This window comes from Draconibacterium sp. IB214405 (assembly GCF_033963885.1).
Taxonomy (GTDB): Bacteria; Bacteroidota; Bacteroidia; order Bacteroidales; family Prolixibacteraceae; genus Draconibacterium.
In genome coordinates, this window is sequence record NZ_JAXBMA010000001.1 from 701,353 (window position 1) to 727,028 (window position 25,676).

23 protein-coding genes are annotated in these 25,676 nt (G+C 40.9%); 1 reads left to right on the forward strand and 22 read right to left on the reverse strand.

Annotated features, from left to right (window positions below):
• Positions 1-51 precede the first annotated feature (51 nt).
• The 9 genes from atpA to SLH46_RS02540 form a co-directional block, all read right to left on the reverse strand.
• Positions 52-1,629, reverse strand: a complete 1,578-nt coding sequence (gene atpA, locus SLH46_RS02500; RefSeq protein WP_320279565.1) for a F0F1 ATP synthase subunit alpha — start codon at positions 1,627-1,629, stop codon at positions 52-54.
• 30 nt (positions 1,630-1,659) lie between these two features.
• Complete coding sequence (gene atpH, locus SLH46_RS02505; protein ID WP_320279566.1) at positions 1,660-2,205, reverse strand: ATP synthase F1 subunit delta; 546 nt, start codon at positions 2,203-2,205, stop codon at positions 1,660-1,662.
• 2 nt (positions 2,206-2,207) lie between these two features.
• Positions 2,208-2,702 carry a F0F1 ATP synthase subunit B gene (locus SLH46_RS02510; protein ID WP_320279567.1) on the reverse strand — a complete coding sequence of 165 codons (495 nt, stop codon included), beginning with the start codon at positions 2,700-2,702 and terminating at the stop codon, positions 2,208-2,210.
• A gap of 67 nt (positions 2,703-2,769) precedes the next feature.
• Positions 2,770-3,033 (reverse strand): ATP synthase F0 subunit C, encoded by a 264-nt coding sequence (gene atpE, locus SLH46_RS02515; RefSeq protein ID WP_038557555.1) that lies wholly within the window; start codon positions 3,031-3,033, stop codon positions 2,770-2,772.
• An 18-nt stretch (positions 3,034-3,051) separates the two neighbouring features.
• Positions 3,052-4,206 carry a F0F1 ATP synthase subunit A gene (atpB, locus tag SLH46_RS02520; protein WP_320279568.1) on the reverse strand — a complete coding sequence of 385 codons (1,155 nt, stop codon included), beginning with the start codon at positions 4,204-4,206 and terminating at the stop codon, positions 3,052-3,054.
• A 218-nt stretch (positions 4,207-4,424) separates the two neighbouring features.
• A complete protein-coding gene (locus SLH46_RS02525; RefSeq protein ID WP_320279569.1) occupies positions 4,425-4,805 on the reverse strand; it encodes a hypothetical protein in 381 nt (126 codons plus the stop codon).
• Positions 4,802-5,053 carry an AtpZ/AtpI family protein gene (locus tag SLH46_RS02530; protein ID WP_320279570.1) on the reverse strand — a complete coding sequence of 84 codons (252 nt, stop codon included), beginning with the start codon at positions 5,051-5,053 and terminating at the stop codon, positions 4,802-4,804. Before SLH46_RS02530 ends, SLH46_RS02525 begins: the two co-directional genes overlap by 4 nt.
• Complete coding sequence (locus SLH46_RS02535; RefSeq protein WP_320279571.1) at positions 5,016-5,429, reverse strand: bactofilin family protein; 414 nt, start codon at positions 5,427-5,429, stop codon at positions 5,016-5,018. Before SLH46_RS02535 ends, SLH46_RS02530 begins: the two co-directional genes overlap by 38 nt.
• A gap of 127 nt (positions 5,430-5,556) precedes the next feature.
• Positions 5,557-6,555: a beta-ketoacyl-ACP synthase III gene (locus tag SLH46_RS02540; RefSeq protein WP_320279572.1), complete on the reverse strand. Its 999-nt coding sequence runs from the start codon at positions 6,553-6,555 to the stop codon at positions 5,557-5,559.
• A 17-nt stretch (positions 6,556-6,572) separates the two neighbouring features.
• Here SLH46_RS02540 and SLH46_RS02545 point away from each other — a divergent pair, with 17 nt between their 5' ends.
• Positions 6,573-6,875, forward strand: coding sequence for a hypothetical protein (locus SLH46_RS02545; protein WP_320280365.1), 303 nt, complete (start codon positions 6,573-6,575; stop codon positions 6,873-6,875).
• Here SLH46_RS02545 and rpmF read toward each other — a convergent pair.
• The 13 genes from rpmF to SLH46_RS02610 all read right to left on the reverse strand — a co-directional run bounded on the left by rpmF (position 6,833) and on the right by SLH46_RS02610 (position 25,605).
• Entirely contained in the window at positions 6,833-7,018 is a 186-nt protein-coding gene (rpmF, locus tag SLH46_RS02550) for a 50S ribosomal protein L32 (RefSeq protein WP_319271762.1), read from the reverse strand. The two genes, SLH46_RS02545 and rpmF, sit on opposite strands and share 43 nt — an antisense overlap.
• Before the next feature lie 12 nt (positions 7,019-7,030).
• Positions 7,031-7,573 (reverse strand): YceD family protein, encoded by a 543-nt coding sequence (locus SLH46_RS02555; RefSeq protein ID WP_320279573.1) that lies wholly within the window; start codon positions 7,571-7,573, stop codon positions 7,031-7,033.
• 275 nt (positions 7,574-7,848) lie between these two features.
• Positions 7,849-9,318 (reverse strand): TolB family protein, encoded by a 1,470-nt coding sequence (locus SLH46_RS02560; RefSeq protein ID WP_320279574.1) that lies wholly within the window; start codon positions 9,316-9,318, stop codon positions 7,849-7,851.
• On the reverse strand, positions 9,311-11,098 hold the full coding sequence (locus SLH46_RS02565; protein ID WP_320279575.1) for a DUF6057 family protein: 1,788 nt from the start codon (positions 11,096-11,098) through the stop codon (positions 9,311-9,313). Before SLH46_RS02565 ends, SLH46_RS02560 begins: the two co-directional genes overlap by 8 nt.
• 3 nt (positions 11,099-11,101) lie before the next feature.
• Positions 11,102-12,565, reverse strand: a complete 1,464-nt coding sequence (locus SLH46_RS02570) for a TolB family protein (protein ID WP_320279577.1) — start codon at positions 12,563-12,565, stop codon at positions 11,102-11,104.
• Positions 12,566-12,576: 11 nt separating this feature from the next.
• On the reverse strand, positions 12,577-14,355 hold the full coding sequence (locus SLH46_RS02575) for a DUF6057 family protein (RefSeq protein WP_320279578.1): 1,779 nt from the start codon (positions 14,353-14,355) through the stop codon (positions 12,577-12,579).
• Between the two features lie 31 nt (positions 14,356-14,386).
• Positions 14,387-15,838 (reverse strand): hypothetical protein, encoded by a 1,452-nt coding sequence (locus SLH46_RS02580; RefSeq protein WP_320279579.1) that lies wholly within the window; start codon positions 15,836-15,838, stop codon positions 14,387-14,389.
• Between the two features lie 2 nt (positions 15,839-15,840).
• On the reverse strand, positions 15,841-17,568 hold the full coding sequence (locus SLH46_RS02585; protein WP_320279580.1) for a DUF6057 family protein: 1,728 nt from the start codon (positions 17,566-17,568) through the stop codon (positions 15,841-15,843).
• Between the two features lie 3 nt (positions 17,569-17,571).
• Positions 17,572-18,210: a DUF4369 domain-containing protein gene (locus tag SLH46_RS02590; protein ID WP_320279581.1), complete on the reverse strand. Its 639-nt coding sequence runs from the start codon at positions 18,208-18,210 to the stop codon at positions 17,572-17,574.
• Between the two features lie 64 nt (positions 18,211-18,274).
• Positions 18,275-19,111 carry a hypothetical protein gene (locus tag SLH46_RS02595; RefSeq protein ID WP_320279582.1) on the reverse strand — a complete coding sequence of 279 codons (837 nt, stop codon included), beginning with the start codon at positions 19,109-19,111 and terminating at the stop codon, positions 18,275-18,277.
• A 30-nt stretch (positions 19,112-19,141) separates the two neighbouring features.
• Positions 19,142-20,872, reverse strand: a complete 1,731-nt coding sequence (locus SLH46_RS02600) for a RagB/SusD family nutrient uptake outer membrane protein (protein WP_320279583.1) — start codon at positions 20,870-20,872, stop codon at positions 19,142-19,144.
• Between the two features lie 11 nt (positions 20,873-20,883).
• Complete coding sequence (locus SLH46_RS02605) at positions 20,884-24,087, reverse strand: SusC/RagA family TonB-linked outer membrane protein (protein ID WP_320279584.1); 3,204 nt, start codon at positions 24,085-24,087, stop codon at positions 20,884-20,886.
• A 336-nt stretch (positions 24,088-24,423) separates the two neighbouring features.
• Entirely contained in the window at positions 24,424-25,605 is a 1,182-nt protein-coding gene (locus SLH46_RS02610; protein ID WP_320279585.1) for a sensor histidine kinase, read from the reverse strand.
• Positions 25,606-25,676: the final 71 nt, after the last annotated feature.

Consider the following 25,676-nt stretch of genomic DNA (forward strand, 5'->3'; position numbering starts at 1 on the left):
TTGGAGAAGGACTGAATTCAATCCTTCATTCCATCAACATATCAGTCCTTGTTATTTGTATTTCTCTGCAGTTTCAGCAGCTACTTTTCTAATGGTTTCTTCAATTTCAGCAGTCAGTTTTCCGGCTTTTAATTCATCAAGAACCGGACGGTGCGACATTTCCATAGTTTCCAGGAAGTCGGCTTCAAACTCTTTTACCTTATCGATTGGTACACTTCGAAGCAGCTCGTTTGTTCCACAATAGATAATTGCTGCCTGGTGCTCAACTTTTACAGGTGAATACTGACCTTGTTTCAGAATTTCCACGTTTTTACGTCCTTTATCAAGAACACGCATAGTTGCAGCATCAAGGTCGGAACCAAACTTGGCAAATGCTTCCAGTTCGCGGAACTGTGCCTGGTCGAGTTTTAATGTACCTGAGATCTTTTTCATCGATTTGATCTGTGCACTACCACCAACACGCGAAACAGAAATACCCACGTTAATTGCCGGACGAATACCCGAGTTAAACAGGTTCGACTCGAGGAAGATCTGTCCGTCGGTAATCGAAATTACGTTGGTTGGAATATATGCAGAAACGTCACCGGCCTGTGTTTCGATAATAGGAAGTGCTGTTAACGAACCACCACCTTTTACTTTGTCTTTCAAACAGTCAGGTAAGTCGTTCATGTCTTTTGCAATTTCATCCGATTCGATGATTTTTGCAGCACGTTCCAACAAGCGTGAGTGCAAATAGAAAACGTCACCCGGATAAGCTTCACGGCCCGGTGGACGACGAAGTAACAGCGACACCTCACGATACGAAACTGCTTGTTTCGATAAGTCATCGTAAATAATTAATGCATGACGACCGGTATCGCGGAAATATTCGCCGATAGCAGCACCTGCATACGGAGCGTAAAACTGTAATGCTGCAGGATCGGATGCAGTTGCCGTAACAATTACCGAATAGGCCATTGCACCGGCTTTTTCAAGTGTTGCAGCAATGTTTGCAACGGTAGAACCTTTCTGTCCAACTGCCACATATATACAATAAACAGGATTTCCCTGTTCGTAGAATTCGCGTTGGTTAATAATGGTATCGATAGCTACTGCAGTTTTTCCTGTCTGACGGTCGCCAATAATCAACTCACGCTGACCACGACCGATCGGGATCATCGCATCAACAGCTTTCAATCCTGTTTGTAATGGTTCTTTTACCGGCTGACGGAAAATTACACCAGGTGCTTTTCTTTCCAAAGGCATTTCGAAAAGTTCGCCGTTTATTGCTCCCTTTCCGTCAATGGCCTCGCCAATGGTATTTACCACGCGGCCAAGCAAGCCTTCTCCTACATTAATCGACGCAATACGACGCGTACGTTTAACTGTGTCGCCTTCTTTAATTTCTTCAGAAGGGCCTAAAAGTACAGCACCAACATTGTCTTCTTCAAGGTTTAATACGATACCTTTCATACCGTTTTCGAATTCGATCATCTCGTTCGATTCAACGTTTGAAAGTCCGTAAATACGGGCAATACCGTCACCAACTTGTAGTACGGTACCAACTTCTTCCAGTTCGGCTACCGATTTAAATCCTTCCAGTTGTTGCTTCAGAATTGCAGATACTTCAGCAGGTTTTATATTAGCCATGTTTTATTATTTTTTGCTTGTCGCTTTCGTTTATAATTCGGTTTCTAATAAGGTTTGTTTTACCTTACGTAATTGGGTTGCCACGCTGGCATCGTACTGTTTATCGTCCAATCGCAATACCAGACCGCCAAGAATTTCAGGATTTACCTGCGCTTCCAGTTCAATGGTAGCGTTTAATTCGGTTCCGAGCATTTCTTGCACTTTCTTCATTGTAGAAGCATCAACCTCTGAAGCAGTGGTGAGAATGACCGATTTAATATTGAGGTCTTTTCGTGTTAAATCCAGAAAATTGCGGCAGATACCCGGAATGTGTACTTCGCGTTTGTTTTGAACGATCAGCAATAAAAAATTAAGACTGATCTCTTCAATTTTACCTTCGAAAATACTTTTTACCAAGGCTGCCTTTTTTGATGATTTTACGATCGGGCTCTCCAACAGAAGAATAAAATCTTTCGATGAGGTGCAAACATCCATAACCAACTGGATATCGGCTTTTAGCTTATCGAGCAGGTTTTTCTCCTTAGCTGTTGAAAAGAAAGCTTTGGCGTATCGTACAGTTATTGCGCTCTGATCCATACTTAATTCAGCTTGATGTCGTCGATTAATCCGTCAACCATTTTTTCCTGTTCGGCTTTGTTGCTTAATTCTTTACGAATCACTTTTTCAGCAATACTTACCGAAAGTTCGGCCACTTGTTTTTTAATGTCGCTAATGGCAGCTGTTTTTTCGGCTTCGATTTGCTGACGTGCCTGTGCAATGGTTTTTTGCGCTTCTTCAACAGCTTTATCTTTGGCTTCGGCAACAATTTTATCTTTTAGCTCTTTGGCCTCTTTCAGTATCGCTTCTTTTTCGCGGCGTGCTTCGGCAATAACTTTTTCGTTATCGGCTTTCAACCCCGCTACTTCTTTTTTAGCTTCTTCGGCCGAGTTTAAAGCAGTTGCAATAGAATCTTCGCGTTCTTTTAAAGCGGTAAGTATTGGTTTCCACGCAAACTTCTTTAAAACAAAAAGTACGATTCCAAAAATGATGAGCATCCAAAAAATGGTGCCCGGATTTGGCATTACTAATCCCATGATTTAAAATTTTAAAGTGGCAACAACATCCCGGGCAATCCCCGGGACGGCTGCCAAAGTTCTTTTGCTATACAAAAACGATTAGGATACAAACAATAACTGCGAAGAATGCAACACCTTCGATAAGTGCTGCCGACACAATCATATTCGATCTGATGTCACCGCTTGCTTCAGGTTGACGGGCAATAGCTTCCATGGCACTGGCACCGATTTTACCGATACCCATACCAGCTCCAATTGCTGCTAAACCTGCACCAATTGCTGCTCCCATTTTACCAACCGATGCACCGGCGGCCGCTTGTAGCAATACTGTTAAAATAGCTGATAACATAGCTTGTAATTTTAAATATTAATGATGTTCTGAGGTCGCCATTCCGAAATAGAGTGCCGACAACAGAGTAAAAACATACGCTTGAATAAATGATACCAAAACATCGAGCAGCAAAATGAACACCGAGAACAGAATGGAAATAGGACTTGCTCCTAATCCAACTGCCGGGCCAAAAAGGCTGCCGAAGACAAAAATAAGGCTCACAAACACCATTACAATAAGGTGACCCGCCATCATGTTGGCAAAGAGTCGGACCATTAGTACAAATGGTTTTGTAATTACTCCTGAAAGTTCAACGATTGGCATTAGCGGAATCGGGAATTTTAACCACCATGGTACGTCCGGGTTGTAAATTTCTTTCCAGTAATGTTTGTTACCGTTAATTGTTGTTACTGCAAAAGTGAATAAAGCCAGTACCATTGTAACTCCGATATTTCCTGTAACGTTGGCTCCAAATGGTGGAATTGGTATCAATCCCATGAAGTTGTTAATCAGGATAAAAAAGAACAGGGTTAAAAGGAACGGCATAAACTTTTCGTATTTGTGTTCGCCAATGGCGGGTTTTGCCACTTCGTCGCGAATAAAAAAGATTATCGGCTCCAACGCATTTTGCACACCCGTTGGCGCTTTTCCCTGGTTCTTTTTCGCCAGCCTTGCTGTTGCAAAAACCAGCCACAATAAAATAACTACCGATGCCAAAATACCGGCAATCGTTTTTGTTATTGAAATATCGATGGGTGTACCAATCTCGTGTCCGTGCGCATCCAGTTCAACCACTTTGCCTTTAAATTCCTCGCTTTCTGAAATTCGGAAACCTTTGTAAGCACTGTGTCCGTGGTGAAACTTCGACGACATAAAAACATGAAATGCTTTTCCTTCGTGCAATTCCGGCTGTTTGCTGTAAACAATTATCGGTAGTGGAATAGTTACGTGTGTTTCGCCAAACGAAGTAATGTGCCAGTCGTACGAATCGGATACGTGATCGATGACAAATTCACCGGCATTAAATTCTTCTTCTGCGTGTGCATCTGAAGCATGCGCATCACTTTCTTCTGAATGACTTTCTGTAGCGGTTGTCTTTTCTTCTTCGTGCCCGTGTTGAGCCTGAAGCTGGCCATAACTAAATAACGAAAAGGCAAAGAATATAAAGATGGCTTTAGTAAGCTTAAGCATGGTTTATTCAGTTTTTCTTTGTTTTAACTTGTGAGTACACATTATAAACAAACGCTTCTCGATAAGAATTTTGTCAGGTTGTTAAAACGAAAATTCTGTTCTAAGGTTCACAAAATTATAAGATTTTTTGGACCGTGAATGGAAATTGAGATTTTTCACTTAAGAATTAACCATGTTTAAAAACCTGTTTTTGTGTGAACAAGGGAAGAAGTGGAGCTTTATTTTTTATCAGTCGACTTTGTAATCTTTGTTATTTCGGTCACTTCAAAAAATGTATAGATGAGATAAAGCAACATTAAACAGATGACAAAAGGAATGGCATTTTCTTTATCGATGGCAATATAAACCACCGCAACAACCGAGTATAAAACAAGTTTAAAAAAGGTGATAAGCATGTTGCTTCGGGTAAATTTACCGATATCTTTTTGAGCCATTTTAAGCTGGTAGGCATGAATACCCAGTGTAGCCAGATAAAAGAAAAGTAACAGGAACGGGAGTACGGGTAAATAATATTCGGGGAAAGCCAACGAAAATACCATCCAGCCAATTACGGCAATGGCCAGTGTTATTCCGGTAAGTTTTACGATGAATGGTTTCATTTACTTTTTGGCTTTCTCGATTTGTTGTCAGTTTTTAATAGGTTTTTTACACCATAAATAATCGATGCAATTACACCAAATATAACCAGGGTTAAGGTAAAACCTTTAAACTCGTTATGCATCCACTGGTCGATTTTGTAGCCAAGAAAAGTAAATCCTCCGATAATGGCCATCATTTCGAAACCCAGGCTGGAATAACGTATAAACGAATTAGTTTTTCTGGTTGTATAAGGTTTTTTCCTTGACATCTTCTTTTACAGGTGCACTTACTCCTCCCATCGAGCAGGTTCCGGTGAAAGTTGCGCCCGGTTCAACGGCCAGTTTCCCTGCAATAATATCGCCTTCAATTTTTGCAGAGGCTTTCATATTCAAAAGTTCAGCAACAGTAACTTTTCCTTTTATAAGTCCTGCAATTTCAACATTATTACATATTACCTTACCTTCGATTTTGCCTTTTGGGCCGATAACAACTCTGCCTTTTGCTTCCAGGTTTCCAACCAGTTGTCCATCAATACGGATGTCGCTGCTGGCTGAAATGTCGCCTTTAATAAGCGTTCCTTCACCTAAAATATTAATCGCCTGATCGGGGGTTTCGCCAAACGTTCTTGTGTTTTGTTTTGCCATGGTCAATAACTTCTTAACTGTCCTTTAAAATTGGGTGCTTGAAGATACAATAAAATGAATCTTCACCAAAAAAATGATTTAGAATAACAAGAAGAGAACGGCAAAAACTAAAAGATGTTGTTTGAAATTATTTTGGATCGTAAGCCCATTTTAAATAGGTGCTTCCCCAGGTAAAACCGGCACCAAAAGCAGCCAGAATAATGTTGTCGCCTTTTTTCAGTTGTTTCTCGTAATCCCACAAGCAAAGTGGAATTGTGGCAGCTGTGGTATTTCCGTATTTGCGGATATTGATCATCACCTGGTCTTTGCTGATTCCCATTCGGCGGGCAGTAGCTTCAATAATTCGCATGTTAGCCTGATGAGGAACAAGCCACGCTACATCTTTAGCGTTCAAGTTATGCTTTTCCATAATTTCAGCAGCAACGTCGGCCATGCTCGAAACGGCAGCTTTAAAAACAGCTTGTCCTTCCTGGTACAAATAATGCTCTTTGTTTCTAACCGTTTCCTCGGAAGCCGGTTTTAACGAACCGCCGGCTTTTATGTGCAGGTGGTGACGACCCAAACCGTCAACACGGTTAATGTAGTCGATAACACCAATATCTTCGGTGGTTGGTTCAACCAAAACGGCAGCCGCGCCGTCTCCAAAAAGCGGACAGGTGGTGCGGTCTTCGTAATTGATAATAGCCGACATTTTTTCGGCTGCAACAATTACGACCTTTTTATAGCGCCCCGATTCGATAAATTGTGTTGCGGTTGACAGAGAAAATATAAATCCCGAACACGCTGCATTTAAATCGAAACTCCAGGCGTTATGGATATTTGTTTTGTGTGCAATAATATTGGCCGTGGCAGGCAGGTTCATGTCGGGTGTTACGGTAGCACAAATCAGCATGTCAATTTCGTCGGGCGATGTGCCGGTTTTTGCAAGCAAGTCCTTCACTGCACGCGCTCCCATATCGCTGGTTGCTTTTCCCTCTTCCTTTAAAATTCTGCGCTCCTTGATCCCGATTCGCTGCATGATCCACTCGTCAGTAGTGTCAACCATTTTACTGATCTCGTCGTTGGTTAATCGGTACTCCGGGAGGTAGGCTCCAACTCCTGTAATTGCTGCCCTAATGTTAGCCATTATCTAAATACAAATTTGTGTTTACTGAAAATATACGCAGTGGTATTTTTTTATCGGGGTTAAATGTAGAGCGATTTACAGGAGACTACAAAGAATTGCTGCCAGATATGGCTAAAGGCAGTAAAAAAATGTTTTATGACGCTGAACAATTTATAACATTGTTCGAAAAATCAGAAAATAGAATTAGAAGTGGAGGGGACAAAAAAAATCCATCTTGGGATTGTACCCAGGATGGATTTTTAATAGTTATCACCGGAAATTCCGGTAGCGCATTTAACTATAATGCAATTTCTTTTTCAATTACTTGTTTTCCTCTGTAGTAACCACATTCAGGACATACTGTGTGGTATTTTACAGTTGTTCCACAGTTTGAACAAGTAGCCAAAGTAGGGGCAACCGCTTTGTAGTGCGTACGTCTTTTATCCCTTCTCGATTTCGATGTTTTATGCTTTGGATGTGCCATTGTTATGTATTTTTAATTATTATTTTTTAAATTTTTTAATGCAGCCCAGCGCGGATCAATTTCTTCCTCTTCTTCCTCCACCGGTTCGTGCTGCGTAATATTGTTTAATCTCTCAATCATTTCCTGGTTACAACCGTTTTCTCCGTCTTCTTCCGGATGAACATGTCGTAACGGTATACTTAATGCAATATATTCGTAAATAGTTTGAGCCACGTTGATGGCATGTTCATCAGGGAGTACCCAAATCACATTGTCGCCTTCTTCAAATTCCTCTTCTTCCCCAAATTTTACAAACAATTCGGTTTCCGATGAAATGTCTTGCGGATAGTTGTCCAGGCAGCGATCGCAAACCAGTTCTAACCAACCGTCGAGATTTAAGCTAATTTTTAAGAATGCACTTCTTTTTTCAAGAACAACCTTTGCGCTTATCTCTCCTTTTTCAACCAGACTCTCTTCAAAATGCTCAAAGAACTTATCGTTTATCACAAATTCGTACTCGTGAAGGCCTTCTTTAAGACCTTTATACTCAATATTGTATTTGCTCCTCCAGCTCACGATTCCAAAAAAGTGGATGCAAAAGTATAAATTTTTTATTAACAGATGAAGAAAACAACGAAATATTTCAAATTTCTTTCAAATCAAAACTGTTAAACCTGAGCCATTTGCGTTAGTGTCGTGTAATGTCTGCTCTAACGCCCCAAGTTTTGTTCTTTTTCGTTTTTACTCATCATAAAAAGATTCACGTAGCGAATGCTATGTTTATTTTTTCTGATTTCGTAAAATTCAAATAATTACTGGCACTTAACCATCAGCTCAGACATGATACGACACTAATGCGTCGTATCGAATTTCTGTTTATCGCCGGCAGACTGTTTGGCAACCTTTTCAATTTGTTGTGCACTTACCGGAACCGGTTTAATCGAAAACTCGGGTAAATTAAACGAAAACAGAAAAGATTTGTGGAAATCCGGGTCTTGTTGAGGCAGTAAAAATGGTTGACTAAAGTTTCCGTTTTCATCGATATGCGCAAAATAGGAATTCATAAAAAGGCCATCCATACGGCGGCTGCTAAATACCAGCCATTTCCCATTCGACGACCACGAATGATAACTCTCAACCTGATCGCTGTTTATAACATCCAATCGCGTAATGGATGAATCCTGAATGTTGTACATGTAAAGGTCGGCTTCTTCGTTATATGCCGGGAAATTTCCATAGTCGGAGAACGTCATAACAATGTGTTTCCCGTCAGGTGAAATGCGCGGCATGGTCAGACTTTTGCCGGTTATCTTAGGAGTTATCAGCGTGTCAACTTTTTCACCCAGCAAAGCCGTTTCCGGATCAAAATCAATACGACATAAACTGTACTGAATGTTTCGAAGCTCGTGCGGCATTGGTGCTGCCGGTGCTGTTATAAAATACAGGCTACGTCCGTCGGGCGAGAAACATGGGAACGATTCAAACGCATCGTCGGCATATAAAAGTGGCGATGTGAAATATTCCTCTTTGTCAACATCATAAATTACCATGTCCGATCCCATATCAAAAGCATGTGCGCGTTCTGTTCCTTCGGAAGGGAAAACCTGTCGTACCTTATTTATAGAAAACGCGATGTATTTTGCCGAAGGATGCCAGTAGGGGAAGGAAACGCTTTTAAATGGTGTTTCTTTTTTTGATACCAGTTTTTCAACTTTTCCGTCTTTGATAATAAAAGTCCCCGATTTGTTTTCGCGGATATGGAAAACCATATTGTCGGGATTATTGGCTGCCAGCGTGTGGCAATTCATGCACGAGTGCGGCATTATTTTATTATCGAGGATGGTCGATTCTTCAAACGTGCTGAGTTGCCGCTGGTAAAGTCCCATTTTATTCCAGGTTTGGTAACCCGGCGTAATCAAGCGGTAAAAAAGGTAATCATCAACCGGATCAGGTGAAACAAAATATCGGAACGATTTGAACTTCTTCCAGGAATCGTTTTTCGAAGTGTAAACCGTAAATCGTATACTGTCGCCTTTGTTTCCTTCCAAAAATGCTGACCAATCTTTAATCGCCCAATCGGTTTTATTTTCGCTGAAAGTATTCTCGAGTTTACCCGACTTACCTTCAATAGAAACAAAGATGTTGTCAGCATCCTCATTAACTTTAAAGTTGATCGGTGCAATATTATATGGTATAGTAGTTTGGTAATTCTCCGGGAAAATAGTGGGTAACTTTGCTGTATCCACAGCATTTTCAGGAACCGGTGTTGAGCAGTTCCACAATAAAAGGGATAATATGGCGACGAATAGTAATTTACTCATTTTCGAATTCAGTAAAATGTACGTAGTACCAGTAGGTGTTTCCAAATAGCTTTTTCATTTCGTCAGGTTTATTGCTGCCACCTTGTTGAAACGCCTGAGCATACCGGTTGAGTTGTTGTTGAACTTCCGCCGAAATTGGGAATTGTTTCAGGTTCTCGGGCACTTCATCATATAGTGTAAAAATATAAGCGAGTGCTTCCTGGAAAACAACCGGAAACTTCTTGTAATCAAAAGTATTTACCAGTGGAAGATATTTTAAAAACTCGTCAAAATCTTTGCGTAACAAGTACCAGCCCATCAGGTATTCGTAAGCCATTTTATTCTGCTGGTCGCTGCGAAGTAGCGAAACCAGTGCCAGATCGTTGTTCTCGTACTGATAGTAAAAATCGTCGTGAACGCGCTGCTTCCTCAATTCTCTCCATACCGGATGAGTAGTTATTTTGTCATCGTTGTAGAGGTATTGTTTGGCATTAATTGCCCATTTCCGGTAAAATAGTGTACGTTCAAGGTACCACAAATAACGCTCGGCAAGTTTGTATTGCCCATCAATTATGTAGTTTTCAGCAAGACGTTTTACAGCCCGAACAGGCATTGTTTCATCCGGAGTTGACTCAATGGTTTCGATGCACAACATCTTCGAAAAGTTGGTCAATCCCAAATAGAAATAAGGCTCGTTGGCAATTATTGGTGCCTGTCCGCGAATGTTGAAAGGGATAAAAAAGTCGTTGGGTTCAGGATTAAAGTGAAAAAGTTTTGTGCTTAGTTGCCCGGTTTTTGCCAAAGCCAGCGACAAAGCCAGTTTTGCTTGTTTGCCTTCCGGCGGAACTTTTTCTGCCAATTGAATAATCCCGTTCCATTCTTGTTTAGGCACAAGATTATCGAAACTCATTTCCTTTTCTTCACTAAATTCTGCAAGTTGATTCGATCCCAAAACCAGTACAGCCAACAACAAAACACCCCAAACTCCATAGAACGAATTGAAACCGATTTTTGGTAACCATCCGTAAATCAGAAGTAGAATCGGGAGAGAGACCAGCATACAGATGACAGGTGCCGAAATTAAAAAACTAAACTGATAAAATGCGCGAGAGAAATAGGCACTCAGCAAATGGTCGGTTATTAAAAACTGACGGGTTAAGTATGGAATGACCAGGCCAACTATTACAAATGCCGGTATGAAAATGAATAAAGATTGATTAGCTTTAAAACTTTTGTTTGCTTTTGATTTGAGCAGTATTTCGACTAAAATTACAGCAAGGACAAAAAGAATAAATGTACCTCCTAAAAACCAGTAGTTAAGCAGTAAAAGAATAAAACCTAAGGTGGTTCGCATTTTTGCCTTCTTACTCTGAACAAATAAAAATAGAGACCAAACAGATAGTGTTACGGCAACAAGGCCAGACAACTTATAATATGGATTAAAAAGCATAAAATGATAGCCAAGAATGGGTAGGAAGGAAAGTATATAAATACCATTTCCCAGAATAGCTTTTAATACCTTTTGTATTCCGATAGCCAGAGAAATAAGTAGTATTGAAACAAGTATTGCGGCCACCCATTTATTCAGGAAAAACTGCGTGATAAATTCGCCCAAATAAATGGCCAGCCCGCCTTGCAGTGATAAATGGTCTTTTAAATAGCCAAAGGTGAGCAGAAATAGCTGCATCTGCTCTTTTTGCAAAAGATGATCGGCATAAAAGAAACGCCAGAAAACAAGCAGCGCAATAAAAAACAGCCCGTTCCAAAATCGGATGATGTATTTGTCCTTTATTTCCTTCATTGCTTATTCGCGTTGTTCAACATTTGTTCCTTTAGTGTTGGCCAGGTGTTCAACGGTGCGCACATCCAAATCAACTTTCTTATTTATAAACTCTGGGATATTGTATGAAAAGAGTAACTCTTCGTAATAATCGGGATCTTTTTGTGGCAATAGAAATGGTTTTCCAACCTTACCGTTTTCGTCGATATGCGAAATATACGGGCGGGTATACAAACCATTAATCCGGCGGCTGCTAAACACAAACCAGCGCGAGTTGGACGACCACGAATGGTAACTTTCGGTGTCGTTACTGTTGGCTGTTTCCAACGGCTGAGTTTCGCCACTGGCTATATCGTACAGATACAAATCAGCTTCGGGGTGCCAAATCGAGAAATTGCCGTAATCCACCAAGGTGAACATAATGTATTTTCCATCGGGCGAAGGACGCGGGAAAGTGATACTTTTTTCGATGGCAGCTGCATTAAAAAGTGTATCAACTATGTCGCCAAAAGTTCCTGTTGCCGGATCAAAATCGATGCTGCACAGGTTGTAACGAATGTCTTTGTATTGCATGGGCATTTGTTTGGCGTCGGCCGCACAGAAATACAGTTTCTTTCCATCGGGCGAAAACGAAGGAAAAGTCTCAAAATGATCTTTGGTCATTATGTTGTCGCAATACAACGTTTCGTTTTTATTCACGTCGTAAACGATCAGATCCGATTCCGAATCAATAACCTCAACACGTTTGTCTTTGGTTTCATGAAAAACCTGCCGGATATTATTCACCGAATAGGCAAGGTAATCGCCGCTCGGATGCCAAAACGGATACACAAAATTGGAAATGGTTTTGGGCGTTTTTGTATTCAGTAGTTTTACATCTCCGTCAGTTTTTAATACAGTACCACCTTTTTTGCCACGAATGTGCAAACTCATATCGTCAGGATCGGTCAGTCGGAAAGAGTGACAATTAACACAGCTTCCAGTAATCAGTGTATTTTCAATAATTGCGTCCTGATCGTACGACGCCAGTTCGCGTTGGTAAATACCCATTTTGCTCCATACTTCGTAACCCGGAGCAATCAGGCGATATACCAGTCCATGATCAATAGGGTCCGTGCTCACAAATATTTTAAATGCAGCATATTCCACCCATTTATTATTGGTTTGTGCAGTTACTGTAACCGTGAGTTCTTTTCCGATATTTTCGTTCAACAGCTTTGTCCATTTATTTGCCGGAAATTCAACGTGTGTTTTTCCTGTCACGCTGATTTCGTCACCATTTGCACCTTTCAATGTTGCAGCGATCCCTTCAGTTTCTTCTTTCATGCGAAAGTTTAGTGGAGCAATACTCGCCGGAACAGTTACATTGCAGTAATCGGGGAAAATTTCCGGCAGTTCATTTTTTACTGTATCCGGTTTTATATCCGTTGTACAGGAGAAAAGAACAATTGCCAACCCGATAAGAAATATATAATTATGCTTTAACATGCTCATTCTTTTTAGTTTCTGAAATGCAGGTAATACCAGTACGTATCGCCAAATCCTTTTTCCATGATTTTTGCGTCGCGTGTGCTGCCATACTGCTTTTTATAATCGTTTAATCGCGCACGAATTGCGTTGTTTATGGGGTATGAAATTTCTTTTGTAGGATCGTCGTTGGTTACTTCCCAAATGTATAATAGCGCTTCCTGAAAATGTTTTGGAATAACTTTATAATTCAGCGAGCTTGACAAAGGAAAGTAGCGAATAAATTGTTGCAGGTCTTTCTCCAGAAGTGTGGCCGCTGCTAAATATTCGAAGGCGATCTTATTTTGTCGGTTATTCATAAACAGCAACCCGATCATGTTTAACTTTTCCTGCTCACTAAACAGAAAGTCTTCCTGAATGCGTGCACTGCGAAGCCATCCCCATTCTATGTGCTGTTCAACTTGTTTTTCGTTTTTTATAATTTCAAGCGATCGGGTAGCCCAATTTTTATAATACAAAGTTTTTTGAAGCAGGTGAAGGTATTTTTTAGCCACTTCGTAATCGCCGTTAATGATATTGGTTTCAGCCAGACGTTTAACCGAGCGAACACTTTTTTGATAATCGGGGAGCGCTTCCATGGCCTCAAAAGCAAAACGTTGCGCGGTGTTTATCAGTCCTAAATGATAGTATACCTCGCCAGTAATTATCGGGATGGTAAAATCGCGGGTAAAATCGGGTAATAACCCACTGATTCCATTCTGGTAGTATTCAAACATCTTTTCGCCAAGTTGCCCGGTTTCTGCCAGCGCCAGGTTTAGACAAGTTACCGATAGCGGGCTGGTAGGAGCTTTTTCATCGGCCAGCGCAATAGCACGATCCCATCTTCGCATGCGAATGTGAAAGTCGTAAGCCATCACTTCTTCTTTTGAGAAGTCGGCTGAATTGCGAATAAATCCAAAAGTTACTGCACTAATCAAAATAGATAGCGTTACAAGAACCAATCCTGCCTTTTTCACATTGATCATCTTTGAAATGAAAAACAGAAAAAACGGAATTGCCGGAATCAGAAATGCAACTGTGGTTATGGCGGTAGGAATACTAACCGGGAAGCGGAAATAGTTTACCCCGATCCAGAATTTTTGCATGGGGTATTGCAATACGATCAGTTTCGCGAGATAAGGCAGAGTCGGTGTAATCAGCATTAAAATAATGGCAAAGCTTAGGTCGTTCTTGCCAATCTTGCTCTTTCCAGCAAATTTTGAGAAGAGCATAAAAAGAGTGAAAAATATAAAAACTCCGCCGGCAGCCCAGTACAAAGTAAGAAGCAGAATAACGCCAACGATCCGTTGAGCCGTGCCCCTTTTTATTTGAAGATAAAGCAAACAGAAAAGTGCCAGCAAGATCATTGCAACCAGTCCTCCCAACATATAATTTTCGTCGCAAAGCAGGCTCCAATAAAGAATTGAGGGGATAAGTGTTAAGGGCATCCAGTGTTGTGAAACTCCTAATTTTAAAGTTGTAGCTAAAATAATTCGTTGCAGAATTACCAGCATCGCAGCAAGTGTGAGGGCTCCGATTTTGGAGTAAAAAAAGAATTGCGTGAAGAAATTTCCTAAATAATCGCTCGCTCCGCCCGGATGTTTGATAAAATCGAGCAGGTATTGTGGTGTAAATAAAAACAGTTGATATTGTTCCTGGTAGTTTAGATGAAAGGAGTAATAAAAGCCAAAAAAGACAAACACAGCACCGCCAAATACCAGCGAAAGCAGGGTGTCGATACTAATTATTTTTGAAAATATATTTTGCTTCATATTTTTAAGCTACTTTGTTCGCAAGTCTGGCTTACTGAACATGTTCGGTTAATGTGTCTTTATATATTTTTTCAATGTCCATGGCATCAAACGGTACTTGTCCTTTTGATAACTCTGGAATATTGAATGATTTTAACATGAAATCGTATTTCTCCGGATCTTTCTGCGGTAACACAAATGGCTTGTTCACTGTTCCGTTTTCATCAACATAGGCAAAATACGGTTTGCCATAAATTCCATTGTCCCGTTTACTCGCAAACACAAACCACCGGCTATTCGATGACCAGCTGTGATAGGTGTCGGAATTTGGACCGTTTACCTTTTCAAGTTTATCGATCTTCCCGGTTTTCAAGTCAATCATTTGCAGCTCTGCCTCGCGGTGCCAGATCGGGAAAGTACCGTAATCGGCAACAGTAAAAAGCAGGTATTTTCCATCGGGCGAAGTTTTTAAGTGACTTACCGAACCCATATGTTCTTCGGCGTTCCAGATTGTATCAGCTTTAGATCCCAATTCTCCGGTTTCAGGATTAAAAGCTACTCGGTGGATACTGTAACGTAAAGAGCGGATGCTATCGGGAACCGGCTTGTAAGGTGCTGCACAATAATAAATCGATTCTCCATCGGCAGAAAATACCGGAAAGGTTTCGAAAGCAGTTGTATCGCTTAAAAAAGGTTGGGTGATTACTTTGTTATTGTCAAAATCTATTGCGATCAAGTCCGAAGCCTTGTCGTAAACTTCAAGTCGTTCGCTGCGGTAGGTATGAAATTCGGGAATTACCACGTTTGATGAAAATACGCCATATCGGCCCGATGGATGAATATTTCCGTAAGTGGCATTGGCGATCATTTTATTGTTTCGGGTATTAATTTTTCGCAACTCGCCATTTCGGTTTAGAATTGTTCCGCCATTGGCACCGCGTAAATGAAACATCGACAAATTCGGATCCTGATTCCCATAAATATGGCAATTCATACAACTCCCTTCAGTAAGATTATTGTCGGCTAAAACACGCTCGTCGAATGATTGTATATTGCGTTCAACCAGCTGAATTTTATTCCACACTTCGTAACCCGGTTCGATTAAACGATAACTTAAAAATCCATCGATCTTATCGGCTTTTACCGACCATAAAAAAGGTTTGTATTGTCTCCATTTCCCCTTTTCGAGGCAGCTTACGGTAACCGAAATTGATTGTTCTCCGGATGAAAGCAACTCGTGCCATTTCTTTTCGGGTATTTGAATTTTCTGCTCTCCTGAACCGGTAATGGTTACGTCTTTTCCTTCGAATGTTGCTACAGTTTTTTCAACCGAATCGCGCATTAGAAAATTAAGCGGAGCAATGTTTTCAGGAATGGTAACATCGATGTAGTCAGGGTAAATATTAGGGTACTGATTGTTTTGCTGCACATTCTCAGGCATGCTGTTGCACGCACTCAAAAAAGAGAGAAATACGAAACAATATGTCAATATTCTTACTTTCATTTTTATTCTTCCTGCATGGTGGCAAAATGATAATAAAACCAGTAGCTTGTTCCGAAGCTATCCTTTAAGTCTTCACCTTTTCCGCCAACAGCCTCAAATCTACTTGTATAATTTGAGAAATCACGAATTTGCGCCGGCTGAATTTTGTATTGTTGCAAGGTTTCCTCTGCTGCATTTTCTCTGAAAAGAATAATTAGCAAAGCCTCGCTGTAAACTTTGGGTACGCTGCTAAATTGTGGCAAAGCAAATCGGTCGTAGGCAGTTTTAAAAGCTTCCATGTCTTTGTTCAACAAATGGTAGCACAGCAGGTAATCGAGCGCAATTTTATTTTGTGAATTTTGTTCCACCAGGTACTCAAGGGCATTCAAATATTCCGATCCGTTACGAATAGTATCTGTTTGGGCAATTTGGCTGCGTTTTTCTAAAAGCCATTGGCTATGCGACGTAGCGTTATTTTCAGCTAGTCGTTTATCTGCCCATTTTTTATGGAACAATGTTTTTTCGAGCATCCGCAGAAATTTCTCAGCACCTTCATAATCTTCATTTACCATATTGATCTCGGCCAGGCGTTTCATCATCCGCGAACTACGGTTATAAGGCGAGAAGGTATTTCCGAGCATCGCCGAGTGCTGCGCCAGGTTCATATCGCCGATGAGGTAAAAAAGTTCGTTACTAAAAAGTATGGTTTGCCAGTTCTCGTTTTGCGAAACCGGCAAAATAAGCCCGTAAAACGAAGGTTGATAAAACTCAAGCAGGCGATCGGAAAGTTGTCCGGTTTTGGCCAGCGCCATGTTAGTGTAGTAGGTGGCAAATCGGTTTTCCAATTTATATTTTGTGGCCAATTCTATAACTTTCGTGTCGTTTCCAAAATACGTTTCGCTGTCGAGTGCCAATATTTTTTCAAGGTTCTGGTTCGCGTTTATTCTGAATCCAAAAAATGTAAGTACAACTGCAAATAGAAGGGCTAGTGTGGCAAATCCAAACTGAAAACGTTTTATCGGCGCCATCATTTTTGAAATAAGCACCGTAATTATAAGAATTGCCGGCAATAGAATTCCTTTCCATGAAGTTGCAGGAAAGAGATAGGTAGCATCAATTGGTAGCAGATAATTTGCACGGAATAGGTACGGAGTAACTACGATTAAAAGTAAAGATAAAGCAGCCGTGCCAACAGGTTTATAAAAATGTTTGCTGAAAAGAATTAAGAATGGGAGTACAAAAGCCGTGCTTCCGAAGAAGTAATGTCCGAAGATGGAAAGGATCACAATAAGTGTGCTGGCTAGTGTTTTGTGTTTTATCCTTTCAATCAGCAAAAAGAAACTAATAATGAGAATTAATCCCATTGAGTTTGCCAGTGGATAAGCAAGAGACAAGTGTGATACAAAATCGGCCGCAACCGGTAATAATGCCCACCATACGGCGGTTTTTATTGAAAATGTTTGCTTTAATGTTCGTTGAATTAAAAGCCATTCAAGAGCAAAAACAAGCGCTAAAACCATTGGGCCGCCTCCACGCAGGTAGAAAAACTGTGTTAGAAAATCGCCCGATAAATGGGCTAAAGCAGCCGGTTTTTGGAAGTAGTGCAGGAGGTAGTCGTGTGTAAATAGAAAGAGTTGAAGTTGTTCTTTAAAAAAGAGATGGTACGAATAGAAAAACTGAAAATACAGAAAAGTTACGACCGCAATCGCAAGTGGGATTAGTATTTTCTGTAGCGTTTCAGTTCGTTTCATCCGTTATTCAATTCCCAATTCTTTTCGTTGTTCGGGGGTAAAAGCACCTTTCATTATTCGGCTCACCATTTCGCCGACCACATTGTTGCGGTTATTTTTTACAAACCTGAAACTGTAGTTTGCGCGCTCGGAACGAAGTTTTTCCAATTCGTTGCTGATTTTATCCTGATTGGCAACATCGGCATTTTTAAGGTTTTGTTGTAAAAACAACATTTTGTTATCGATAATTTCCTTCTGTACTTTCCATGTTTGCAGGCTGTCGTTTAAAGCTGTTCCGGCCACTTTACTGTTGGCTCCCAAATAAACCTGAAGTGTTCCTGGCTCTTTAACCACCAGAAGTTCCTGGTGAGAAAGACGAAGGAAAGGACGCATGCGAATAATATAGATTTCGGGTTCTGCAACCTTGCCCTTAAATGTAAAACTTCCGTTTTTAAGTTGAGTGGAATCCACGCGCTCAACCGGTGCATTTACCATTGGTACCAGGTAAACCCACTCTCCATCCAGGTTTTTATCTGAAACCTGTCCGTTAATTTCAAATTTTTGGTTGGTGTTACAGGCTGTGAAAACCAGTGCTGCCAGTAAAAGTGGTAAAACGATTTTTATCATACGCGTCACTTTCTCTTCTTTCTGTATCGTTTGCATCCAATAAAAATAAAAAAGAGGGCGAAAAATAACGCCCTCTTTTCGCAATATTTAGAAATAAAACTTATTGCTTTTTAAACATCCAGAACCAGGCAGTTCCCCATGCACCAACTCCCGGCTCAGGCCAAGACAAGTACATTTTGTCGTTGTCTAATTGCAGAATGTCATACTCGTAAACCGGAGCACCACCACCGTTAGGCTGGAAACCTGCCAAAACAGTAATGTTTTTAGTGTTCAGTTTACCTTTTGCCCAGATTCCGCCGTTTCCGTCGCCGGTTGTTTTGCTCATGTCGAATGAGAAAGTACCAACTTCAGAGTTTGAACCACTGGCATTTGCTTTTGTAATGGTTGCACCATTCAATGAGAAGGTCATTTTACCATCGCCGCCGTAGTCCGGATCTTGTCCGTCCATGTCGGCTTTTGGTACAGTCCACCAGCAAGGAGCCGCACATCCGAGGTAACCACCGTTACCCCAAACAGCTTGTCCGTCAGTGTCGTCCCAAACCCAAGTTCTTTCACCGCTTCCACACAAGTAACCCCATTCAGGAGCAACTGCAAAAGTTAATTCGTCAACGGTTACAGGAATCTCTTTGGTAACATACGATCCATCAGGATTTAATCCGGTGAATTGAATGTTGGTTGTACCTGTTACCACAAGCAAAACAGTATCGGCTGCCTTTGTAGAAACGCCAATTCCATAGTTCCACTCCGATAAAACAGGGCTGTGATTTTCCAGAACCACTTTGTTCGAGCTAACGCCATTCACCTGAACAGGTGTTGCAGTAACGTTAAGTTCATCAGCAGTAATAGGCAAACCGTTGCTATCCCTGTCTTCAATCGGGTCGCAAGCGTAAAACGCTGCCAAAATTATTAGTAATGAATATATGATTGATTTTTTCATCTCAGTTCATTTTAATTTTAATTCACACAATTATTTCCAGCCGGTATATTCTGCAGCTGCAGTACCCCAACCAGCGTTTTGCTCCAATACACCATCCGAAAGATAGATCTGAGACTCCGGAATCGGGAAGAATCCTCCGTTGGTTGCCTCGTAACGAGATGCATAACCACCACCAAATCCTTTACTCATATCGTCGTTTCCTTTTGTGTAAATTGGCTGACCGATTTGTTTTTCCAATTCGGTTGCAGCAATACCCCAACGACGGATATCGTTCCAACGAACACCTTCGAAAGCTAACTCCCAACGACGTTCCTTCTGAATATTCGCCAACGAGTATTCTTTTCCGTCCAAACCGGCACGTGCACGTACCTGGTTCATGTAGGTGTTTGTTTCAGTTAACTCAGAGTGCATTAACAGAACATCGGCATAACGAATCAGGATAAGATCCATTGTATTGTCGAGCTGCATGTTGTCCTCTGTTCCATACATTAACACACTGTATGATGAAGCCAAAGTTCCACTTTCGTTACGAGCTGTAACAGGAACCATTTTTTTGTTCCAGTAATCTGTTTCCTGGATAAAATCAGCCCAACCACCTTTTGCGTAGTTTGGTAACTCTGCAGGAATGTTAATGATCGAACCTTCACGACGGATAGTATCTGTTGGTTCAGCTTGTACCCACTCGTTCCAGATAGTTGGAACAACAGGGCCTGCACCCCAACCTTGTCCGAATGGGAAAGTGTTTTCGTAATTCTGTCCGCCACGCAAACCGAAGTGCAATGCATACTGGTTAGAGTAACCAATTGTTGTACCCCAGTCAGGGAAGTTCGAATATTTGATAGCAAACATGGTTTCAGGATTAACTCCGTTGTTGTCTTCTACCCATTCCAAACCTTGTTCTTTGGTGAATTCGTATTCATCAACGGTGTAAGCGTTGGTGTAAGGCCACAATTCGCGGAAATCAGCAACCAGTTCGTGTCCACTGTTGTTGATACAGTCTTCCACCCAGCTAATAACTTCTGATTTTGAAACAGAACCTGAAACAGTACCGTCTTCGCCAACTAATGGAAGTGCATCTTTGCTGTAAAAGCCAGTGTAGAATAAGAACACACGTGCCATTAAAGCTTCAGCAGTCCATTTTGTTGCGTGACCGGCAGAAACACTTGTATAAGGTTTCGATGGCATTAACTCGATAGCCATCTTAAGGTCGCTTGCAATTTGTGCGTAAATTTCTTCGGGCGAAGCTTTTGGCAAGTTAACAGCTGCAGTTGTTACAACCAGCGGTACTTGTCCGTAAAAAGACGCCATTTCGTGATAAAAGAAAGCACGCATAAAATAAGCTTCACCTTTCATTTGGTTACGCTGATCTTCACTTTCATAACCTTCGCAGTTGTCCAGTGTTTCAATGGCCATATTGGCGCGGAAAATACCTGTGTAACGTACTCTCCAGAACTCTTCAAGCATACTTGATCCGTTGTTCATCATAAGGTCAAGCGCCTGCATTAATTTGTCGTTTTCTCCACCGCCACCAAAACGGTCGTCTGATGCTAACTCAGCTGCATAATAGTATGAAGTATGAGGTGAAGCAGAACTGTAACTCAGGTTTGAGTAGATACCTGTGATCATCTGTTCAGCATCGGTGACAGTCTCCGGATAGTTTGAAGTATCCTTCTTTGTGTAATTCGTTGTGTCGAGAAAATCTTCACAACTCATGAGTAAAAGCGAAATCGCAAATACCAGTATAAATAATAAATTCTTCATATCAATTCTCATTAAAATTTCAGATTAACACCAACCAGATAAGTTCTTGGACTTGGATAGAAACCAAGGTCGATACCACTTACCCAGCTTTGACTGTTGCCGTATCCAATTTCAGGATCCTGACCTGAATATTTTGTAAACGTATATAAGTTCTGAGCAGTTACATAAAGTCTTGCCTGACCGAACGGAATATTCTGGAACAATTTTTTGAAGTCGTAACCAAAAGTAATGTTCTGAATTTTCACGAAGTCTGCATCCTCGATATAGATGTCAGAAATCTCTTGCCAGTTTACGTGGCTACCGCTACTTAAACGAGGCAATTTGTTAGATGTTCCTTCACCATGCCAACGACCAAAAATGTCGGTTGTATAGTTCTGAAGTTTTGAGTCAGCAAACGAACGGTACGATTTTGCAATCTGATGTCCGAATGCGCCGTTTGTAGTTACCGATACATCGAAACCTTTGTAACCCATATTGAAGCTGAAACCAACTGTTACATCAGGGTGAGGATTACCAATCTCAACTTTATCGTCAGATGTAATTGCTCCGTCGCCATTTGTATCAACAAATTTCAAATCGCCAGGTTGTGGGTTCGACTGCATAAATGCGCTGGTAGCAGCAATATCATCGGCATTCTGGAAAACACCATCAGTTTCGTATCCCCAGAAATAACCTATTGCGTAACCCTCTTGTGCACGATACATTTCTGTAGTACCTTGACTAAGTACGTTTGAAGCGCCGTGGATAATTCCTTCGCCGTTTGCAATACGTGTTACTTCGTTTTTGTTGTGTGCCATATTGAAGTTTACACCGTAAGTGAAATCGCCAATGTTGTCGTTCCAGTTCAGTGCAAGCTCAATACCTTTGTTCTCAACGTCACCACCGTTAATGTATGGAGCACCGGTTCCGTACGAGGCCAGTGTTGGAGCAACAACCAACCAGTCTTTAGTAGTTTTCTGATACCAGTCGAAAGCCACACCCAAACGAGAGTTAAGGAAACGTGCATCAGCACCAATATTTAACTGCTCTGAAGTTTCCCAGGTAATGTCTTCGTTAGGAAGAATATCGGCATAACCACCGGTTGACTGAGAATCTTTTGAGTTGCCGAATGAATAGGCATTTGAATCGTCGAAAGCAACAGTTGCTAAGTACTGGAAGTTAGAAATAGAAGCGTTACCATTCTGTCCCCAGCTAACACGAAGTTTCAAAAAGTCGAGCCAGTTCGATGAGTTTTCCATGAATGATTCGTTGGTCATAACCCAACCTGCTGAAACTGAAGGGAAGTAACCCCAGCGATTTCCGCGGGCAAAGTTTGATGATCCGTCAGCACGCATAACCAACGACAACATGTATGTTTCTTTGTAGTTGTAGTTTACACGACCAAAGAACGACGCGATACCGCCTTCGCCCCATGGAGAACCACCCCATCCTGTAACACCAGGAGTGTAGGTTGGTGTGTTATCTAACCAGGCATGTTCAAAATCGCTGAAAAGTGAGTTACCATTGTTGGCACTTAGGTTTTCACCCATTCCCCATTTTTCGAGCGACTGACCAACAAGTGCACTTACGTTATGATCGTTAAAACGACGCGAGTAAGCGATTGTGTTTTCCCACGACCAGTTGTAACCCGACGACATCGACTGACTTACTTTGTCGATTGTGTTTAATGAAGTATTCGATAATTCGTAAGTTGGAGTATACGAACGATACGAACTTGCACTCATTTTGTAACCAAAACTACTTCTTAAAATCAGGTCTTTAATAGGCTGAATTTCAAGATAAGTATTGATGTTTAAATTGTGGTTTTTCGAAATATTCTGACCGCGGTTGTAATCCATCGAAGCAATTGGGTTAGCTACACCTGCATCGATTTGTTCAATTCCTGAGGCAGCATTGTCGGCTGCAGCCCAGTATTCACCATCAGCGTTGTAAACCGGCATTAGTGGCAGACCTACCAACATATTGTGGATGTCGTTCCAGTAGATGTTACCAATACCAATACCCATTTTCTCTGCGTAGCTGTAGCTTAAGTTTTCACCAAACTTAATTACATCCATATCGCCTGATTTCAGAATAACATGGTCAGAGTTGATACGTGCAGTGTAACGATCGTAGTTTGGTTCAACAGGAGAACCATAGATACCTTCCTGGCTTGAGTAAGAGAAACCGATTGAGAACTGCGACATTTCGCTACCACCCAGAATGTTAACTGCATGGTTTTGTGTAGGAGCATCGCTGTTTTCAATTTCTTTTAACCAGTTAGTTCCTTCCCAACCGTTTTGCACATCCTGATATAAACCAGGAACTAACGAAGCCCAGTCATAAGGAGCTAAACCTTCGTTAAAGTTAACCTCGTTCAGGATAGTCATGTACTCCGATGCAGTTAGTGAAGCAGGAACTTTGTATGGATTTTGAATACCATAATATCCATCGTAAGTAACCTGTATTTTACCTGCTTTACCACGTTTTGTAGTAACAAGGATAACACCGTTCGCAGCACGTGCACCATAAATAGCTGATGATGCAGCATCTTTAAGTACATCAATCGATTCGATGTCAGAAGGGTTCAACGAGTTAATATCGCCACCTGCAACACCGTCGATTACATAAAGAGGACTTGAGTTACCAACGGTACCCAAACCACGAATTGTAACTTTAAAACCTTCACCCGGTTGACCTGAACTTTGTGTAATGTTTACACCCGGAGTCTGGCTTTGTAATGCACCAAGTGCACTTGCTGTACTCATTTTCTGAAGATTTTCTCCAGAAACCTGTACAGTTGCACCTGTTACAAGCTTTTTCTTTTGTACACCATAACCTACAACAACAACCTCGTCGAGGTCGGTAACATCTTGTTCTAAAGTGATGTTGATTGTAGTTTGATCTCCTACCGGAACCGATTGTGGTTTGTATCCGATAAAAGAGATGATAAGAACATCAGTTGCATCAACACTGAGAGAGAATTCACCATCAATGTTTGTTACTGTACCATTTGTGGTACCTTCAACACTAACAGTAGCACCAATAACCGGTGCATTATCTTCAGCTGAAACAACTGTACCTGTAACTGTCTTTTTTTGCTGGCCATCTGCCTTTGCGGCATTGGCATACAAACCAGTCGACAGCATTAATACCATACTTAGCCCAAAAGCCAGCATGATTTTTAACTTAGAAAAATTCCAGAAGAACTTTCTGCTAACTTTCATTTTTCTCATAGATTAATTATTTGATTATTTATTGAGTAATATAAGACCTGAAATCTTCGTTAGTGGAAATGTATTGTTTCGGGGGGAACGTACCGCTTGGGTACAACAAGATAGTTTACTCCTGATCTGTTCATAATTTGATAGTTTTAGTTTAATTGTCTTATTGTCCAACGTACAATAATGCAGCAATGATATATAAAATTTGTTAAAATTCCTAGACCAAAATAGAAAAGAATAGACCGGAACAGTTCGGTTTTGTTAAATATACAATTAGGCTGTACAATTAATTGATTGGGCGACAGTTAAATATGTGTTGTTTTTAGATTGGGAACAAATAAGGAATGGTTATTTGTTCAGAATTATTCTAAACGTTGTGCCTTTGCCAATCTCCGACCATTTTATGAAAATTTTACCGCTGTGGTAAATTTCAATGATTCGTTTAGCCAGCGAGAGACCCAATCCCCAGCCTCTTTTCTTTGTAGAAAATCCGGGATGAAAGATTGATTTTTGGTGTGTTTTTGAAATACCGCAACCTGTGTCGGTAAGATCGATACATACCTGGTTATCTTTATCTTTCACGTCGATGGTGATGGTTCCGTTATTGCCCATTGCATCGATGGCATTTTTACAAATATTTTCGATAACCCAGGAAAAGAGGGCCCCGTTAAGCGGTGTTTCAATGTAGGCGTTGGAATCGTATTTAAGATCGAAAATAACTTTTTCGCTCGAACGTCTTTTTAGGTATGCAACCGACGAGTTTAGTGATTCTATGAGGTTAATTCGCAAGAGTTCCGGTTTCGATCCGATCTTTGAAAAACGTTCGGTAATCCGTTCCAAACGTGCAGTGTCCTGTTCCAGTTCTTTTATCAGAGTTGGGTCTACATCTTTTAATTTTAATAGCTCAATCCAGGCCATTAACGATGAAATAGGAGTTCCTAATTGGTGTGCCGTTTCTTTCGACATACCCACCCAAACCTGGTTTTGCTCGGCACGGTTAGTAGCCAGAAAAGCAAAATAGGCTACTATTATAAATATTACAATTACAATAAGTTGTACAATGGGGTACAATTGTAAGTTTCTCAGAATACTTGATTCCCGGTAGTATAACATCAGCTCGAAACCATCGCCTAAATCGATTTTAATCGGTTCGGCATAATCCTGCATTTTTTCCAGTTCGCGTTTCAGAACCTCATCTTTTCTTTCGTCTTTATATGCGATGTTACGATCCGCATTAAACGTTCCATCGGGGTTTACAATTATAATTGGGATGGTTGTGTTTTTCTCACTAACCATATTCAGAAATTGCAGGTAACGCGTTTGAAGCTGGCTAAGTTCCGGCGTATTGATATTTATTGCTGCGTCGTTAATTCCTTTGATCGCTTCGGCCCAAATTTCGACTTTAACACGTTCTTCATTGGCCATTTTTTTGGTTAGCCAGTTGGTGTACATCATTGATGCCACTCCAATAAGTACCGCAACAAGAAGCAGTAAAATCTTACCCCTACGTCTTTTAAGATAAATGTCCAATGCAAATGGTTTTTAAGTACACTTTCAGAACGACTTAAAGATAGAAATATTATATCGATGAGTGGGAGATG

Bases quoted from the DNA above. Each gene is read 5' to 3' on its own strand.
- SLH46_RS02565 (WP_320279575.1), bottom strand. From the start codon at position 11,098: ATGAAGGAAATAAAGGACAAATACATCATCCGATTTTGGAACGGGCTG.
- SLH46_RS02595 (WP_320279582.1), bottom strand. From the start codon at position 19,111: ATGAAAAAATCAATCATATATTCATTACTAATAATTTTGGCAGCGTTT.
- SLH46_RS02605 (WP_320279584.1), bottom strand. From the start codon at position 24,087: ATGAGAAAAATGAAAGTTAGCAGAAAGTTCTTCTGGAATTTTTCTAAG.
- SLH46_RS02525 (WP_320279569.1), bottom strand. From the start codon at position 4,805: ATGAAACCATTCATCGTAAAACTTACCGGAATAACACTGGCCATTGCC.
- SLH46_RS02540 (WP_320279572.1), bottom strand. From the start codon at position 6,555: ATGGCTAACATTAGGGCAGCAATTACAGGAGTTGGAGCCTACCTCCCG.
- rpmF (WP_319271762.1), bottom strand. From the start codon at position 7,018: ATGGCACATCCAAAGCATAAAACATCGAAATCGAGAAGGGATAAAAGA.
- SLH46_RS02600 (WP_320279583.1), bottom strand. From the start codon at position 20,872: ATGAAGAATTTATTATTTATACTGGTATTTGCGATTTCGCTTTTACTC.
- SLH46_RS02560 (WP_320279574.1), bottom strand. From the start codon at position 9,318: ATGAGTAAATTACTATTCGTCGCCATATTATCCCTTTTATTGTGGAAC.
- SLH46_RS02590 (WP_320279581.1), bottom strand. From the start codon at position 18,210: ATGCAAACGATACAGAAAGAAGAGAAAGTGACGCGTATGATAAAAATC.
- SLH46_RS02580 (WP_320279579.1), bottom strand. From the start codon at position 15,838: ATGAAAGTAAGAATATTGACATATTGTTTCGTATTTCTCTCTTTTTTG.
- SLH46_RS02530 (WP_320279570.1), bottom strand. From the start codon at position 5,053: ATGTCAAGGAAAAAACCTTATACAACCAGAAAAACTAATTCGTTTATA.
- SLH46_RS02535 (WP_320279571.1), bottom strand. From the start codon at position 5,429: ATGGCAAAACAAAACACAAGAACGTTTGGCGAAACCCCCGATCAGGCG.
- atpA (WP_320279565.1), bottom strand. From the start codon at position 1,629: ATGGCTAATATAAAACCTGCTGAAGTATCTGCAATTCTGAAGCAACAA.
- SLH46_RS02575 (WP_320279578.1), bottom strand. From the start codon at position 14,355: ATGAAGCAAAATATATTTTCAAAAATAATTAGTATCGACACCCTGCTT.
- atpB (WP_320279568.1), bottom strand. From the start codon at position 4,206: ATGCTTAAGCTTACTAAAGCCATCTTTATATTCTTTGCCTTTTCGTTA.
- atpH (WP_320279566.1), bottom strand. From the start codon at position 2,205: ATGGATCAGAGCGCAATAACTGTACGATACGCCAAAGCTTTCTTTTCA.
- SLH46_RS02510 (WP_320279567.1), bottom strand. From the start codon at position 2,702: ATGGGATTAGTAATGCCAAATCCGGGCACCATTTTTTGGATGCTCATC.
- SLH46_RS02585 (WP_320279580.1), bottom strand. From the start codon at position 17,568: ATGAAACGAACTGAAACGCTACAGAAAATACTAATCCCACTTGCGATT.
- atpE (WP_038557555.1), bottom strand. From the start codon at position 3,033: ATGTTATCAGCTATTTTAACAGTATTGCTACAAGCGGCCGCCGGTGCA.
- SLH46_RS02570 (WP_320279577.1), bottom strand. From the start codon at position 12,565: ATGTTAAAGCATAATTATATATTTCTTATCGGGTTGGCAATTGTTCTT.